This window comes from Streptomyces sp. NPDC045695 (assembly GCF_056432025.1).
On sequence record NZ_JBWKJU010000015.1, the window covers coordinates 15170 to 28692 of the forward strand.

The following is a 13523-nucleotide window of genomic DNA, read 5'->3' on the forward strand; positions in this document are numbered from 1 at the left end:
CGCCTCAGTCGCAGTCGCGGCAGATCGGCTGACCGTTCTTCTCGCGGGCCAGCTGGCTGCGGTGGTGCACCAGGAAGCAGCTCATGCAGGTGAACTCATCGGCCTGCTTGGGCAGGACCCGGACGGCCAGCTCCTCATTGGAGAGGTCCGCACCGGGAAGCTCAAGGCTCTCGGCCGAGTCGAATTCGTCCATGTCGACGGACGAAGACGACTTCTCGTTACGTCGGGCCTTCAGCTCTTCGATGCTGTCGTTGTCGACGTCATCGTCGGTCTTGCGCGGGGTGTCGTAGTCCGTTGCCATTGTTCGCTCTCCCCCTCTGGGTGTTAGCGGTGTCTCAGCGCACGTAACGCACGAGAGGCCGGACTTGTGCCCGACCTGAGGCGGAGATTTTGCCTCACATCAAGGTCTGTTACTCAATCGACACCCAGCCGCCCGCCGGGAGGGGCGATTGGCTGGGATGACGACCGGGACCGTACACGGTCCGGGGGCGGTCTTGCACAAACGCCACCCCGTGTATTTCCCGCCATTCGGGGGGCCGGAAACCCGGACTTCCCGGGCGTACCGGCCGCCCCCGGGTCACTGAACGCACATGGCCCGACACTCGCCCCTGTGATCGATCACACAGACGAGGTTGTCTTCCTGGGACAAGTATTCAGCCAGCAGCGAACACGGCGGGTGCGTCTCACAGAGGAAGAGTGACACGCATCACGAGGCCACCGCCTTCCCGGGGCATCGCCTGGATCCGTCCGCCGTGTGCGCGCGCCACGGAGCGCGCGATCGACAGGCCGAGCCCCACACCCTTGTCACTGCCCGTTCGCTCCGTACGCAGCCGCCTGAAGGGCTCGAAGAGGTTCTCCACCTCGTACGCGGGAACCACGGGACCCGTGTTCGATACCAGGAGGACCGCCTGACCGTGCTGGGCCTCGGCGGTGACCTCCACCCAGCCGCCCTCCGGAACGTTGTACCGCACGGCGTTCTGCACCAGATTGAGGGCGATCCGCTCCAGCAGCACCCCGTTGCCCTGGACGACGGCCGGCGTGCGCTCGCCGCGGATCTCCACGCCCTTCGCCTCGGCCTCACAGCGCACCTGGTCCACCGCCCGCGAGGCGACCTCCGCCAGGTCCACGGGCTTGCGTTCGACGATCTGGTTCTCGCTGCGGGCCAGCAGCAGCAGGCCTTCGACCAGCTGTTCGCTGCGCTCGTTGGTGGCGAGCAGGGTCTTGCCGAGCTGCTGGAGCTCGACCGGGGCTCCGGGGTCGGAAAGGTGGACCTCCAGCAGGGTCCGGTTGATCGCGAGCGGCGTGCGCAGCTCGTGCGAGGCGTTCGCCACGAACCTCTGCTGGGCCGTGAAGGCCCGCTCCAGCCGGTCGAGCATCTCGTCGAAGGTGTCGGCGAGCTCCTTGAGCTCGTCGTCCGGCCCGTCCAGCTCGATGCGCCGGGTCAGGTCGGAGCCGACCACCCGGCGGGCGGTCCGGGTGATCTTGCCGAGGGGCGAGAGCACCCGGCCGGCCATCGCGTAGCCGAAGGCGAAGGCGATGATGCTCAGCCCCAGCAGGGCCATCAGCGAGCGGCTCAGCAGGTCGTCCAGGGCGTGCCTGCGCTGGTCGAGGACGCACTGGCTGATCGCGGCGTTGAACTGGCTGTACGGCTGCTCGACGCCCACCACCCCGGGGCAGGTCGTGCTGGACACCTTCACCTGCTGCCCGCCGACGATCTCGAACGGGAGGGCGTTGCCCTCGCGCAGGGCCTGAGCCGCCAGCAGGTAGATGATCGACAGCAGCAGGATGCCCGCGATCAGGAACATCCCGCCGTACAGCAGCGTGAGGCGTATGCGGATCGTCGGCCGCAGCCACGGGAAGGGACCTTCGGGCTGACCGGGGTCCCAGGTCGGTTTCGGTGGCGCCGCCGGTGGCGCGGGAGCGGAGGCCACGCGCGTCAGATCCGGTATCCGGAACCGGGCACGGTCACGATGACCGGCGGCTCACCGAGCTTGCGCCGCAGGGTCATGACGGTCACCCGCACGACGTTGGTGAAGGGGTCGGTGTTCTCGTCCCAGGCCTTCTCCAGCAGCTGTTCGGCGGAGACGACGGTCCCCTCGCTGCGCATGAGGACCTCCAGCACCGCGAACTCCTTCGGTGCCAGCTGCACCTCCCGGCCCTCGCGGAACACCTCGCGCCGGTTCGGGTCCAGCTTGATCCCGGCCCGCTCCAGCACGGGCGGCAGCGCCACCGTGGTGCGCCGCCCGAGGGCGCGCACGCGGGCGGTCAGCTCGGTGAAGGCGAAGGGCTTGGGCAGGTAGTCGTCCGCCCCGAGCTCCAGGCCCTCCACCCGGTCGCTGACGTCGCCGGAGGCGGTCAGCATCAGCACCCGGGTGGGCATGCCGAGCTCGACGATCCTCCTGCACACGTCGTCACCGTGCACGAGCGGGAGGTCCCGGTCGAGCACGACCACGTCGTAGTCGTTCACGCCGACCCGCTCCAGGGCGGCGGCGCCGTCGTACACGACGTCCACGGCCATGGCCTCCCGGCGCAGTCCGGTGGCCACCGCATCGGCGAGCAGCTGCTCGTCCTCGACGACGAGTACGCGCACGTCGTTTCCTTCCTTCGAGCCCAGAAGGGCACACGTGTGTAGGGCGTCGCCCATCCTGCCCTTTTCAGCCGTAAACCGGCTGTAAGGCGGCTGGTGGACGGGGTCGGCACGACGGAAGTGAGGATTCCTTCGTCCTGCGAGGTTTCTGGGCCCAGGGTGCCGGGGAGGACGACAGAACACCCCATCCACTCCCTGACGGCGGACAGCCACGTGCCGCCGCCGACCCACGAAGAGGGGGCGAACCCACCATGGACGCATTCACCGCGGGTCTCCTGCAGCGCATCAGGGCCACGCAGACGGACCTCAGGCAAGCCCGCGAGGCCGGCGACGACTTCCTCGCGGAAGTGGAACTGGCGGAGCTGGAGGACCTCCAGCGCCTTGCCGCCGAGCACGGTGTCCCGGTCTCGGCCACCGTGCCCGCCTGCTGATCCCGCACCTGCGCGAACCCCGGCGGCCCGAGAGGGCGGCCGGGGTTCGCGTGCTTGCGGCCCCGCCCGCGCGGGCTCAGCCCCGCCGTGCCCGCGGCCTCCGCCGCACCCCACCGCCTCAGTCGTGCCAGGCCCCCGCCTCGTCCAGCAGCGGCTGCAGCGAGGCGAACACCGACGGGGTCGCGGCCAGTACCAGCTCCCCCGAGGCCGGCTCGCCGGTCCGGCCCCCCGTCACGGCCCCCGCCTCCCGGGCGATCAGGTCGCCCGCCGCCAGGTCCCACGGGTTGAGCCCGCGCTCGTAGTACCCGTCCAGCCGCCCGGCGGCCACGTCGCACAGGTCCAGCGCCGCCGAGCCGCCCCGCCGGATGTCCCGCACCAGCGGAATGATCCGCGCCACCACCTCGGCCTGCCGGACCCGCCGGGTCTGGACGTACGCGAAGCCGGTCCCCAGCAGCGCCTGGTCCAGCGGCGCCGCCGGCCGGCACGCGAGCCGCGTCGTGCCCAGCCACGCCCCGCCGCCGAGCACCGCGTGGTAGGTCTCCCCGCGCATCGGCGCCGCGACGACGCCCACCACGGCCTCGCCCTCGTACTCGGCCGCGATGGACACGCCCCAGCTGGGGAGGCCGTAGAGGTAGTTCACGGTGCCGTCCAGCGGGTCGACGACCCAGCGCACCCCGCTGGTCCCGGGGGTGTCCGCGCCCTCCTCGCCCAGCAGCCCGTCCTCGGGCCGCCGCTCCGCGAGGATGCCGGTGATCAGCTTCTCCGCCGCAATGTCCATCTCGGTCACCACGTCGATGGGGCTGCTCTTCGTCGCGGCCACCGCCAGATCGGCCGGCCGGCCGTCGCGCAGCAGCGCTCCGGCCTGCCGGGCGGCCTCCAGCCCCACGTCCAGCAGTTCGGCCTTCAGCTCTTCGGAGATCACGGTTGCCCTTCCTAGGCGTACGGACTGTCCTCGCCCGCGGCCGCCGGCCGGGGCGCCCGCCCCGGGCAGCAGCCCACGGCGCACAGGTCATGGCTCTGGCCCAGCATGCCGACCCAGCACTCGTCGGCGGGTTCGCCGCGCTCCCTGGCGGCCCGCTCCAGCACGAGTTCCCGTACGGCCCCGGCGAACTGCGGGTCGGCGCCGACGGTCGCGGAACGGGCGACCGGAAGGCCCAGTTCGGCGGCCTTGGCGGTGGCCTCGGTGTCGAGGTCGTAGAGGACCTCCATGTGGTCGGAGACGAAGCCGATCGGCACCATGACCACGGCCGGCGCCCCTGCCTCGTGCAGGGCCTCCAGGTGGTCGCAGATGTCCGGTTCGAGCCACGGGGTGTGCGGGGCGCCGCTGCGGGACTGGTAGACGAGCTGCCAGGGGTGGTCCCCGCCGGTGCGTACGGCCACCTCGTCCGCGATCACCTCGGCGACGTCCAGGTGCTGCTTGACGTACGCGCCGCCCGCGCCGCCCTCGGTGTGGTCCTCGACGGGCCCGGAGGTGTCGGCGGCGGCCGTCGGGATGGAGTGGGTGGTGAAGGCCAGGTGGGCGCCCGCCCGGGTCTCCTCTGGCAGCGTGTCCAAGGCGGCGATCACGCCCTCGATCATCGGGTCGACGAAGCCGGGGTGGTTGAAGTAGTGCCGCAGCTTGTCCACGCGCGGCAGTTCCAGGCCTTCGGCCTCCAAGGCGGCCAGCGCGTCGGCGAGGTTCTCTCGGTACTGCCGGCAGCCCGAGTACGAGGCGTACGCGCTCGTGGTGAGCACGGCGATCCGGCGGCGGCCGTCGGCGGTCATCTCGCGCAGGACGTCGGTCAGGTACGGGGCCCAGTTCCGGTTGCCCCAGTAGACCGGGAGGTCCAGGCCGTGGTCGGCGAAGTCCTTGCGCAGCGCCTCCAGCAGCGCGCGGTTCTGCGCGTTGATCGGGCTGACCCCGCCGAAGCCGAAGTAGTGCTGTCCGACCTCCTTGAGCCGCTCGCGCGGGATGCCGCGCCCGCGCGTGACGTTCTCCAGGAACGGCACGACGTCGTCGGGTCCCTCGGGGCCGCCGAAGGAGAGCAGCAGAAGGGCGTCGTAGGGGGCGGCGGTCCCGCCGGCGGGCGGGAGGAGCTGGTCTGACATGCCTCGAATCCTGCCACCCGGGATCCTCGGGAGAGAAGCGGCCCGGCGGGGACCGGCCCTCCCGCGCAGGTAAGGTAAACCTAACTTTCCCGGTCCGAATTTCCCCGTGCGGGTGCCCGTAGGCGGTCGTAACCTGTATGGGCCCGTCACGTCCCTTACGGAGGGCCCTTGCCCAGTCCCTACCGCGCGATCTTCGCGTCCCACGGCACCAAGGGATTCAGCGCCGCCGGCCTGATAGGCCGCCTGCCGATCTCCATGGTCGGCGTCGGCATCCTGACGATGATCTCCGAGATCACCGGCCGCTACGCGATGGCCAGCGCCCTCACCGGCACCCTCGCGCTCGCCGCGGCGGTCGTCGGCCCGCAGGTGTCGCGCCTGGTGGACCAGTACGGCCAGCGGCGGGTCCTGCGCCCCGCGACGCTGATCTCCGTCGCGGCGGTCAGCGGACTGCTGGTGGCGGCGGCGAACGGCTGGCCCGACTGGACGCTGTTCGTCTTCGCCGCGGTCGCGGGCTGCGTACCGAGCGTCGGCTCGATGGTCCGCGCCCGCTGGACCGTGATCTACCGGGACTCCCCCCGCGAGCTGCACACCGCGTACTCCTTCGAGTCCGTGGTGGACGAGGTCTGCTTCATCTTCGGCCCGATCATCGCCATCGGACTCTCGACGACCTGGTTCCCGGAGGCCGGCCCGCTGATCGCCGCCGTCTGCCTGCTGGTCGGGGTCTGGCTGCTCACCGCGCAGCGCTCCACCGAGCCCGAGCCGCACCCGCGCGACGCGCACGCCCGGCGCACCTTGGCCCTGCGCTCCCCCGGCCTCCAGGTGCTCACCGCCACCTTCGTGGCGACCGGCGCGATCTTCGGCTCCATCGACGTGTCCACCCTGGCCTTCGCCGAGGAGCAGGGCCACAAGTCCACCGCCAGTCTCATCCTGGCCATCTGGGCGTTCGGGTCCTGTATCGCCGGAATCGTCTTCGGCCTGCTGCATCTCAAGGGCCGGACGGAACCTCGCTGGGTACTGGGCATTTGTGCGATGGCCGTGAGTATGATCCCCCTCCTACTGGCCGGGAACCTTCCGTTTCTGGCCGTGGCGCTCTTCGTCTCGGGCCTCGCCATCGCTCCCACGATGATCACCACGATGGCCCTGATCGAGGCGCACGTACCACGCGCGAAGCTGACCGAGGGCATGACCTGGATCAGCACCGGCCTCGCGGTCGGCGTCGCCGTCGGTTCGTCCGTGACCGGTCTGGTCATCGACGCCGCCGGGGCGCGCAGCGGGTACGTCGTCTCCATCTCGGCGGGAGCGACCGCGGCGGCGGTGGCGTTCGCGGGATACCGCCGGCTGACGAGGCCGGCGCAAGGGGAGGGGCCCTCTAGCGATGGCGGACACAGCACAGACGGCAGGGAAGAACGGGCCGGCCACGTGGCGTAACTGGGCGGGGACCGTCACCGCCACGCCCACCCGCGTGGTGACCCCGGCCTCGGTCGGGGAGCTCCAGGAGGCGGTCCGCCGGGCCGCCGAGGAGGGACTGCGGGTGAAGGCGGTCGGCACCGGCCACTCCTTCACCTCGGCCGCCGCCAGCGACGGCGTGCTCGTGCGGCCCCAGGCGCTGGCCGGGATCCGGGGGATCGACCGGGCCGCCGGCACCGTCACGGTGGGGGCCGGCACGGTCCTCAAGGACCTGAACCGGGCGCTGGCCCGGGAGGGCCTGTCGCTCACCAACATGGGCGACATCATGGAGCAGACGGTCTCCGGCGCCACCAGTACCGGGACCCACGGCACCGGCCGCGACTCGGCCTCCATCGCCGCCCAGATACGCGGCCTGGACATGGTCACGGCGGACGGCCGGCTCATCACCTGCTCCGAGAAGGAGAATCCGGACGTCTTCGCCGCGGCCCGGCTCGGGCTCGGCGCGCTCGGCATCGTCACCGCGATCACCTTCGCCGTGGAGCCGCTCTTCTTCCTGACCGCCCGTGAGGAGCCGATGGGCTTCGACCGGGTGGCCGCCGAGTTCGACGAGCACGTCGCGGAGAACGAGCACTTCGAGTTCTACTGGTTCCCCCACACCGGCAACTGCAACACCAAGCGGAACAACCGCAGCCAGGGCCCCGCGGCCCCGCCCGGCCCGGTGAGCGCCTGGATCGAGGACGAGCTGCTCTCCAACGGCGTCTTCCAGGCGGCCAACTCGCTGGGCCGCGCCCTGCCGGCCACCATTCCCGCCATCGCCCGCGTGGCCAGCCGCGCCCTGTCGGCCCGCACCTACACGGACATCCCGTACAAGGTGTTCACCAGTCCGCGCCGGGTGCGGTTCGTGGAGATGGAGTACGCGCTCCCGCGCGAGCGGGTCATCGAGGCGCTGCGGGAGCTGCGCGCGATGGTCGACCGCTCCGGCCTGCGGATCAGCTTCCCGGTGGAGGTGCGGACGGCGCCGGCGGACGACATCACGCTGTCCACGGCCTCGGGGCGCGAGACGGCGTACATCGCGGTGCACCTGTACAAGGGCACCCCGTACCAGGCCTACTTCACGGCAGCCGAGCGCATCTTCACCGCGCACGGCGGCCGTCCGCACTGGGGCAAGGTGCACACGCGCGACGCGACGTACTTCGCCGAGGTCTACCCCCGGTTCGGGGAGTTCACCGCGCTGCGCGACCGTCTCGACCCGGACCGGCTCTTCGGCAACGACTACCTGCGGCGGGTGCTGGGGGACTGAGCACCCGTCGGGTCCGGCCCGCGGCGCGAAGAGTTCCGCCTCCGCGGATTCCGCGCGCCAGGACACCCCGAAACGGACACGGGTGCGCCGCGGGCCGGACGCAGGGCAGCACGACTCCCGCCGTCCGGGACAACTTCGGCGGCGCGGCGGTCCACCCAGGTGGCCCGAATGGAGTACTGTGGCGAGCCCTGGGGCTGTCCTTCCTTACGGATGTCCGGACTCGGGAGAGGGGGCCGGTAGATGGAAAACGGCGCTCAAAGACCGGTGATGCCGCGGTATTGCACGGGTTCCTGCTGCGCACAGTAATCAGTCGGTCACTGTGCGTACCCAACAGGTAACCGTGCCATAACGGCGATCAAGGGCGCATGCCCGACACGCCGGTTTAACTCGGCAAGGTTGTGGCAGGCTGCACCCGGGCAGGCCACACTCGACTAGCGGAAGCAGCGACGCACGTGACGTCGGCAGGCACCACCCGGGAGGTCCCCATGCCCGAACTGCGTGTCGTGGCCGTCTCAAATGACGGCACACGACTGGTGCTCAAGGCTGGGGACAGCACGGAGTACACGCTTCCGATCGACGAGCGGCTGCGGGCTGCCGTGCGCAACGACCGCGCCCGCCTGAACCAGATCGAGATCGAGGTGGAGAGCCACCTCCGCCCCCGCGACATCCAGGCCCGCATACGAGCCGGTGCCTCCGCTGAGGAGGTCGCTCAACTCGCCGGCATCCCCGTCGACCGCGTACGCCGCTTCGAGGGCCCGGTGCTCGCCGAGCGCGCGTTCATGGCCGAGCGGGCCCGCAAGACCCCCGTGCGCCGTCCCGGCGAGAACGCCGGACCCCAGCTCGGCGAGGCCGTGCAGGAGCGCCTGACCCTGCGCGGGGCCGAGAAGGAATCCGTCCAGTGGGACTCCTGGCGCCGCGACGACGGGACCTGGGAGGTCCTCCTCGTCTACCTGGTGGCCGGTGAGCCGCACTCGGCGAGCTGGACCTACGACCCGCCGCGCCGGCTGGTCGTGGCCGTGGACGACGAGGCCCGCTCGCTGATCGGCGAGTCCGAGGACCTGCCGGCCACGCCGGAGCCGAGCTTCCCCTTCGTACCGAGGATCGCGCGGCTGCCGCGCGACCGGCCGCTGGACCGCGCCCTGGACCGGCAGCTGGAGCGCCAGCAGGAGCGCTCCACCGGGCACGCGCCGCCCGCGCCCGACCCGGAGGAGGAGCGGGACACCCTGACGAGCCTGCTGGAGGCCGTTCCGAGCTTCCGTGGCGACATGGTGGTCCCGGACCGCTCCACCGCCGAAGCCCCGGAGACGGAACCGGAGGCGGAGGAGCCGCCGGCCCCGGCCGCCTCGGCGGGCGCGGGGTCCGCGTACGCCGACGTCCTGATGCCCCGCACGGTGGCGGGCCACCGCGACCGCCTGACGGGCACCACCGACCGCCAGGCCGAGGCGGACGGGGTACGCCCCGGGCGCCGGGCGGCCGTGCCCAGCTGGGACGAGATCGTCTTCGGCACCCGCCGCAAGAAGCAGGAGTAGCGGCGCCGCCGGGGTGACCCGGCGGCGGCCCTCCATGCTCCGGGTCCGTGCTGCGGGTCCGGGGCTACTGCGGATCCGGGCCGGTGGCCACGGGGCGGGCCGGGTCGCTGGACCACTGCGACCAACTGCCCGCGTAGAGGTCGGACTCGATCCCCGCCACCGCCAGGGCGAGGACCTCATGGGCTCCGGACACCCCCGAGCCGCAGTAGACGCCCACCGGAGTCCCCTCGCTCGCACCCAGGGCCTCGAACCGCGCCCGCAGCGCCCCGGCCGGCAGGAAACGGCCGTCCGGCCCCACGTTCTCCACCGTCGGGGCGGACACCGCGCCCGGGATGTGGCCCCCGACCGGGTCGATCGGCTCGACCTCGCCGCGGTACCGCTCCCCCGCCCGGGCGTCCAGGAGCAGCCCCGCACGCGCCCGCGCGGCCGCCCCGTCCGCGTCCAGGAGTCCGACCGCACCCGGATTTGGCTTGAAATCGCCCTCCACGGGTGTCGCTTCGTCGGCCGTCACCTCGCCCCCGTCAGCCGTCCACGCGGCCAGTCCCCCGTCCAGCACTCGCACGTCCGGGTGACCCGTCCAGCTGAGCATCCACCACGCCCGGGCGGCCGCCCAGCCCTGGCCGCCGTCGTACACGACCACGGGCACGTCGGCGCGGACCCCGGCCCTCCGCATGACCGCGCCGAAGGCCTCCGGGTCGGGCAGCGGGTGCCGTCCGCCCGGCCCGGGCGGACCTGCCAGTTCGCGGTCGAGGTCGATGTACACGGCGCCGGGCAGGTGTCCGGCCTCGTAGGCGGGCCGCTGGTCAGGGCCCCCGAGCTGCCAGCGGACGTCCAGCAGCACCGGCGGCCGCGGACCGGCCAGTTCGCGCTGGAGTTCGGCGGCGGAGAGGATCGCAGATTTCGCTGTCATGCCGGCCATCTTCCTCCCCGTCCGGCACCCGCGTCACAGGCCCGTCAACGGGGCGGCGCACCGATCCGGACATCTCCGTCCCGGGGCGCGGCTTTGCGGCGCGGTCGGGACGCGCGGGGTGCTGCGGAGTGGAAGCATCAGCACCGGTAAGCGGCACGACGGAGGAGACGGCTGACATGACCGAGGCAGCGGAAGCAACCCGGCGCACGCCCGGCACCCCGTGCTGGGTGAGTCTGATGGTGCACGGCCTCGGGACCACCGAGGACTTCTACGCCGATCTGTTCGGCTGGGAGTACGTTCCGGGTCCCGAGCAGCTCGGCCCGTACGTCCGCGCCGTGCTGGACGGCGAGGAGGTGGCCGGGATCGGCGAGATGCCCCCTGACCGGCATCTCCCGGTGGCCTGGACGACCTACCTCGCCACGGACGACGCCGACGCGACCGCGGAGGCGGTCCGTTCGTGCGGCGGCACGGTGGCGGTGGGCCCCCTGGACGCGGGCGTCGCGGGCCGGGTGGCGATCTGCTCCGACCCGCTGGGGGCGATCTTCGGGCTGTGGCAGGCGCAGACGCGCATGGGCACACGGCTGCACGGGGCGCCCGGCACCCCGGTCTGGAACGAGCTGGTCACCCAGGACACCTCGACGGTCGGCAAGTTCTACGAGCACGTCTTCGGCCACGAGGCGCTGGCGCACGAGGCGGCCTCCGGCGACTTCGACTACCTGACCCTGCGTCTGAACGGCCGCCCGGTGGCCGCCGTGCACGGCGTCGGGCGGGCGCTGCCGCACGACCGGGGCCCGCACTGGATGGCGTACTTCGAGGTGGCGGACACCGACGCGGCCGCGCAGCGGGTGACCGAGCTCGGCGGGCGCGTCGTGGACCCGCCGCGGGAGGGGCCGACCGGCAGGGTGGCCACGGTCGCGGACCCGGAGGGCGCGGTGTTCGCCCTCGTGCGGTCCCGGCGGTAGTCCCGGCGGTGGTCCGGGTGCGCGGGGCGCGCCCGGAGCGGGTCAGGACTGGCTGTTGAGGAAGCCGATGAAGGTGGCGCCCCACCAGCCGCACTGGCTGACGCCGGCGGCGACGCCCGACTGGACGAGCAGCGCGCGCGGGACCGGCGTGTCCCGGTAGTGGTCGAGGCGCTGGCCGAGCCAGTGCGCGTACAGGCCGTTGACGGTGACGGTCAGGACGAGGCCGAGCTTGACCAGCGTCAGGGGCGAGTTCAGGTCCGGGCGCAGGAACAGGCCGGTGACGGTCAGGCCGGCCAGTCCGAACCAGATGGGTATCTGCAAGGCACAGGCGGTGCTGGTGATGTCGGACAGGCCGCGCCGGCCCAGCAGCCACAGGACGGCGAACCAGTCGACGGCGAGCACGGCGCCCAGCCCGACGACGAGGGCCGCCACGTGGAAGAAACGGGCCGCCGTCTGCAGCGTGGTGTCCGCGTGGACGTGGCCGGACAGCCAGCAGGCACCCGCGAGAGCGGCCGAGCCGAGGAGGCCGAGGAAGACGAGCATCCACACGGGGGTGAGCCGCTCCGGCCCGTCGGCGGCCGCGGGCCCGGACGCGGGCGCCGGCACAGGCACGGACGCGGGCACAGGCGCGGACATGGCGGCCGGCGGCAGGTCGGTGACGAGGGCCACGGGTCAGCCCTCGGTCTTCGGGAGCGGGCGCAGGACGGGTCTTGGCATGGCTGAAAACCTTCGATGGAAGCTTAGGTAAGGCGTACCTAAGCGACCATCGAGTCGTGCGTCAAGTCGTCTCGCCATCCGACCATCCTCACAAAACGGACGCCGGAGACGATCGGCCCACCTGACCAAGAGAATTGAATGACCGTCACCCGCCACTCGCCCTCGTGTGCGGTTGGCCACAACGGTCAGCATCCGGACACCACCGCACCGCGGACGGCGTCACACCTGCGTGAGGCCCGCCGCACCGAAGGAGACGTCGAAGCGGTCGCACCAGATGGTGACGCTGCTGTAGGCGGCGGGGTCCACCCCGGCCGGGATCTCGTAGTTCTGGTCGCCCTTGTTGCCCTTGAGCTTGCCGAGGCTGACGTACTTGCCGTCGTCGAAGACGCGCCAGCCGGCCACGCCCTCCTTGACGGGGGCGTCGGTGAGCCAGACCCGCAGGTCCGGGCCGTTGCTGGTGTCCAGGTTCTCCAGCCGCAGGATGTGGGAACCGTCCGGCAGGCGGACGAGCTTCACCGTACCCGTCGTGGTGTGCTCGTGGCTGATGAGACCGCCCTGGGCGACGGTCCGGGGCCCGGCCGCCGGGGCGGCAGTGCCCGAGGACGCGGCGGACGGGGCCGCGGAAGCGGACGCGGACGCGGACGCGGACGGCAGCGCCTCGCGCACCGTGTCGTCCTGCCAGATCTTCCACGGCTGGAACCAGTACAGCCCGGCGCCCAGCACCACCGGCGCCGCGATCGCCGCGCCGATCACGATCCCGCCGCGCCGCCGCTTCACTCCTGCACTCACCGATGCCCCGTTTCTCGCCAATCCCGTCCCCCGCATTCAATGCGGTGCACCGGACGGACGCCAGCCCCACACGGATGACGAAACCCTTACGTCCGCGACCGCCTCCGCCACCGCCTGGCCGGGCAGGCGGGCGGCCGGTCAGGCGTGGTTGACCGGGAGGACGTCCGGGGAGAGGGCGCCCGCGTGAGCCGCGGCCGAGGTCATCCGCTTGCGGTGGTGGCGGCGGCACAGGACCTCGTAGCCGACCTCCCCCGCCGGGCGGTTCACGTCGCCGACCACCACCTGGGCTCCCTCGACCACCATCTCCCCGCCCACCGTACGGGCGTTGTGCGTGGCGCGGGCGCCGCACCAGCACAGGGCCTCCACCTGGAGCTGCTCCAGACGGTCCGCCAGCTCGATCAGGCGCTGCGATCCAGGGAAGAGCTTGGTGCGGAAGTCGGTCGTGATGCCGAAGGCGAAGACGTCCATGTCCAGGTCGTCGACGATGCGGGCCAGCTGGTCGATCTGGGCGGGGGTCAGGAACTGCGCCTCGTCCACGATCACGTAGTCCGCCCTGCCGCCCTTGGACAGCTGCGCGACCAGGTACGCGTACAGGTCCATGTCCTCCGGCGCCTCGACCGCCTCGGTCACCAGGCCCAGGCGGGAGGACAGCTTGCCCTCGCCCGCCCGGTCGTCACGGGTGAAGATGACGCCTTGCAGTCCCCGCGCGTCGCGGTTGTGGGCGATCTGGAGCGCCAGAGTGCTCTTTCCGCAGTCCATCGTTCCGGAGAAGAACACCAGCTCGGGCATGGGAAGTACAGGAC

General features: G+C 72.0%; 14 protein-coding genes. 5 read left to right on the forward strand and 9 right to left on the reverse strand.

What is annotated here, in order from left to right:
* Positions 1–4 precede the first annotated feature (4 nt).
* The 3 genes from AC07DU_RS23820 to AC07DU_RS23830 all read right to left on the reverse strand — a co-directional run bounded on the left by AC07DU_RS23820 (position 5) and on the right by AC07DU_RS23830 (position 2590).
* Positions 5–301: a DUF4193 domain-containing protein gene (locus AC07DU_RS23820; protein ID WP_030036261.1), complete on the reverse strand. Its 297-nt coding sequence runs from the start codon at positions 299–301 to the stop codon at positions 5–7.
* A gap of 382 nt (positions 302–683) precedes the next feature.
* Positions 684–1931, reverse strand: a complete 1248-nt coding sequence (locus tag AC07DU_RS23825) for a sensor histidine kinase (protein ID WP_360892376.1) — start codon at positions 1929–1931, stop codon at positions 684–686.
* Positions 1932–1936: 5 nt separating this feature from the next.
* Positions 1937–2590 carry a response regulator transcription factor gene (locus AC07DU_RS23830; protein ID WP_360892379.1) on the reverse strand — a complete coding sequence of 218 codons (654 nt, stop codon included), beginning with the start codon at positions 2588–2590 and terminating at the stop codon, positions 1937–1939.
* Positions 2591–2838: 248 nt separating this feature from the next.
* Between AC07DU_RS23830 and AC07DU_RS23835 the strand changes: the two genes are divergently transcribed.
* A complete protein-coding gene (locus AC07DU_RS23835; protein ID WP_361943002.1) occupies positions 2839–3018 on the forward strand; it encodes a hypothetical protein in 180 nt (59 codons plus the stop codon).
* Positions 3019–3136: 118 nt separating this feature from the next.
* Here the strand turns inward: AC07DU_RS23835 and AC07DU_RS23840 are convergent, their stop codons facing one another.
* Positions 3137–3940 carry an inositol monophosphatase family protein gene (locus AC07DU_RS23840; RefSeq protein WP_453371851.1) on the reverse strand — a complete coding sequence of 268 codons (804 nt, stop codon included), beginning with the start codon at positions 3938–3940 and terminating at the stop codon, positions 3137–3139.
* 11 nt (positions 3941–3951) lie between these two features.
* Complete coding sequence (locus tag AC07DU_RS23845; RefSeq protein ID WP_360892384.1) at positions 3952–5106, reverse strand: ferrochelatase; 1155 nt, start codon at positions 5104–5106, stop codon at positions 3952–3954.
* Positions 5107–5274: 168 nt separating this feature from the next.
* On the opposite strand from AC07DU_RS23845, the gene AC07DU_RS23850 reads away from it, so the two are divergent.
* The 3 genes from AC07DU_RS23850 (at position 5275) to sepH (ending at position 9342) form a co-directional block, all read left to right on the forward strand.
* Positions 5275–6534 carry an MFS transporter gene (locus tag AC07DU_RS23850; protein WP_479113454.1) on the forward strand — a complete coding sequence of 420 codons (1260 nt, stop codon included), beginning with the start codon at positions 5275–5277 and terminating at the stop codon, positions 6532–6534.
* Positions 6482–7813, forward strand: a complete 1332-nt coding sequence (locus tag AC07DU_RS23855) for a D-arabinono-1,4-lactone oxidase (RefSeq protein ID WP_479113456.1) — start codon at positions 6482–6484, stop codon at positions 7811–7813. Before AC07DU_RS23850 ends, AC07DU_RS23855 begins: the two co-directional genes overlap by 53 nt.
* Positions 7814–8265: 452 nt before the next feature.
* Positions 8266–9342, forward strand: coding sequence for a septation protein SepH (sepH, locus tag AC07DU_RS23860; RefSeq protein ID WP_479032342.1), 1077 nt, complete (start codon positions 8266–8268; stop codon positions 9340–9342).
* A 64-nt stretch (positions 9343–9406) separates the two neighbouring features.
* Here sepH and AC07DU_RS23865 read toward each other — a convergent pair whose 3' ends face one another.
* Positions 9407–10252, reverse strand: a complete 846-nt coding sequence (locus AC07DU_RS23865) for a sulfurtransferase (protein WP_479032345.1) — start codon at positions 10250–10252, stop codon at positions 9407–9409.
* A gap of 176 nt (positions 10253–10428) precedes the next feature.
* Between AC07DU_RS23865 and AC07DU_RS23870 the strand changes: the two genes are divergently transcribed.
* Positions 10429–11214 (forward strand): VOC family protein, encoded by a 786-nt coding sequence (locus AC07DU_RS23870; RefSeq protein ID WP_479113458.1) that lies wholly within the window; start codon positions 10429–10431, stop codon positions 11212–11214.
* A gap of 42 nt (positions 11215–11256) precedes the next feature.
* On the opposite strand, the gene AC07DU_RS23875 is transcribed toward AC07DU_RS23870, so the two are convergent.
* From AC07DU_RS23875 to AC07DU_RS23885, 3 genes are all read right to left on the reverse strand, one after another.
* Entirely contained in the window at positions 11257–11883 is a 627-nt protein-coding gene (locus AC07DU_RS23875; protein WP_479113461.1) for a hypothetical protein, read from the reverse strand.
* Positions 11884–12150: 267 nt separating this feature from the next.
* Positions 12151–12756 carry a DM13 domain-containing protein gene (locus tag AC07DU_RS23880; RefSeq protein WP_479113462.1) on the reverse strand — a complete coding sequence of 202 codons (606 nt, stop codon included), beginning with the start codon at positions 12754–12756 and terminating at the stop codon, positions 12151–12153.
* Positions 12757–12858: 102 nt separating this feature from the next.
* Positions 12859–13509: a thymidine kinase gene (locus tag AC07DU_RS23885; protein WP_453371859.1), complete on the reverse strand. Its 651-nt coding sequence runs from the start codon at positions 13507–13509 to the stop codon at positions 12859–12861.
* Positions 13510–13523 lie beyond the last annotated feature (14 nt).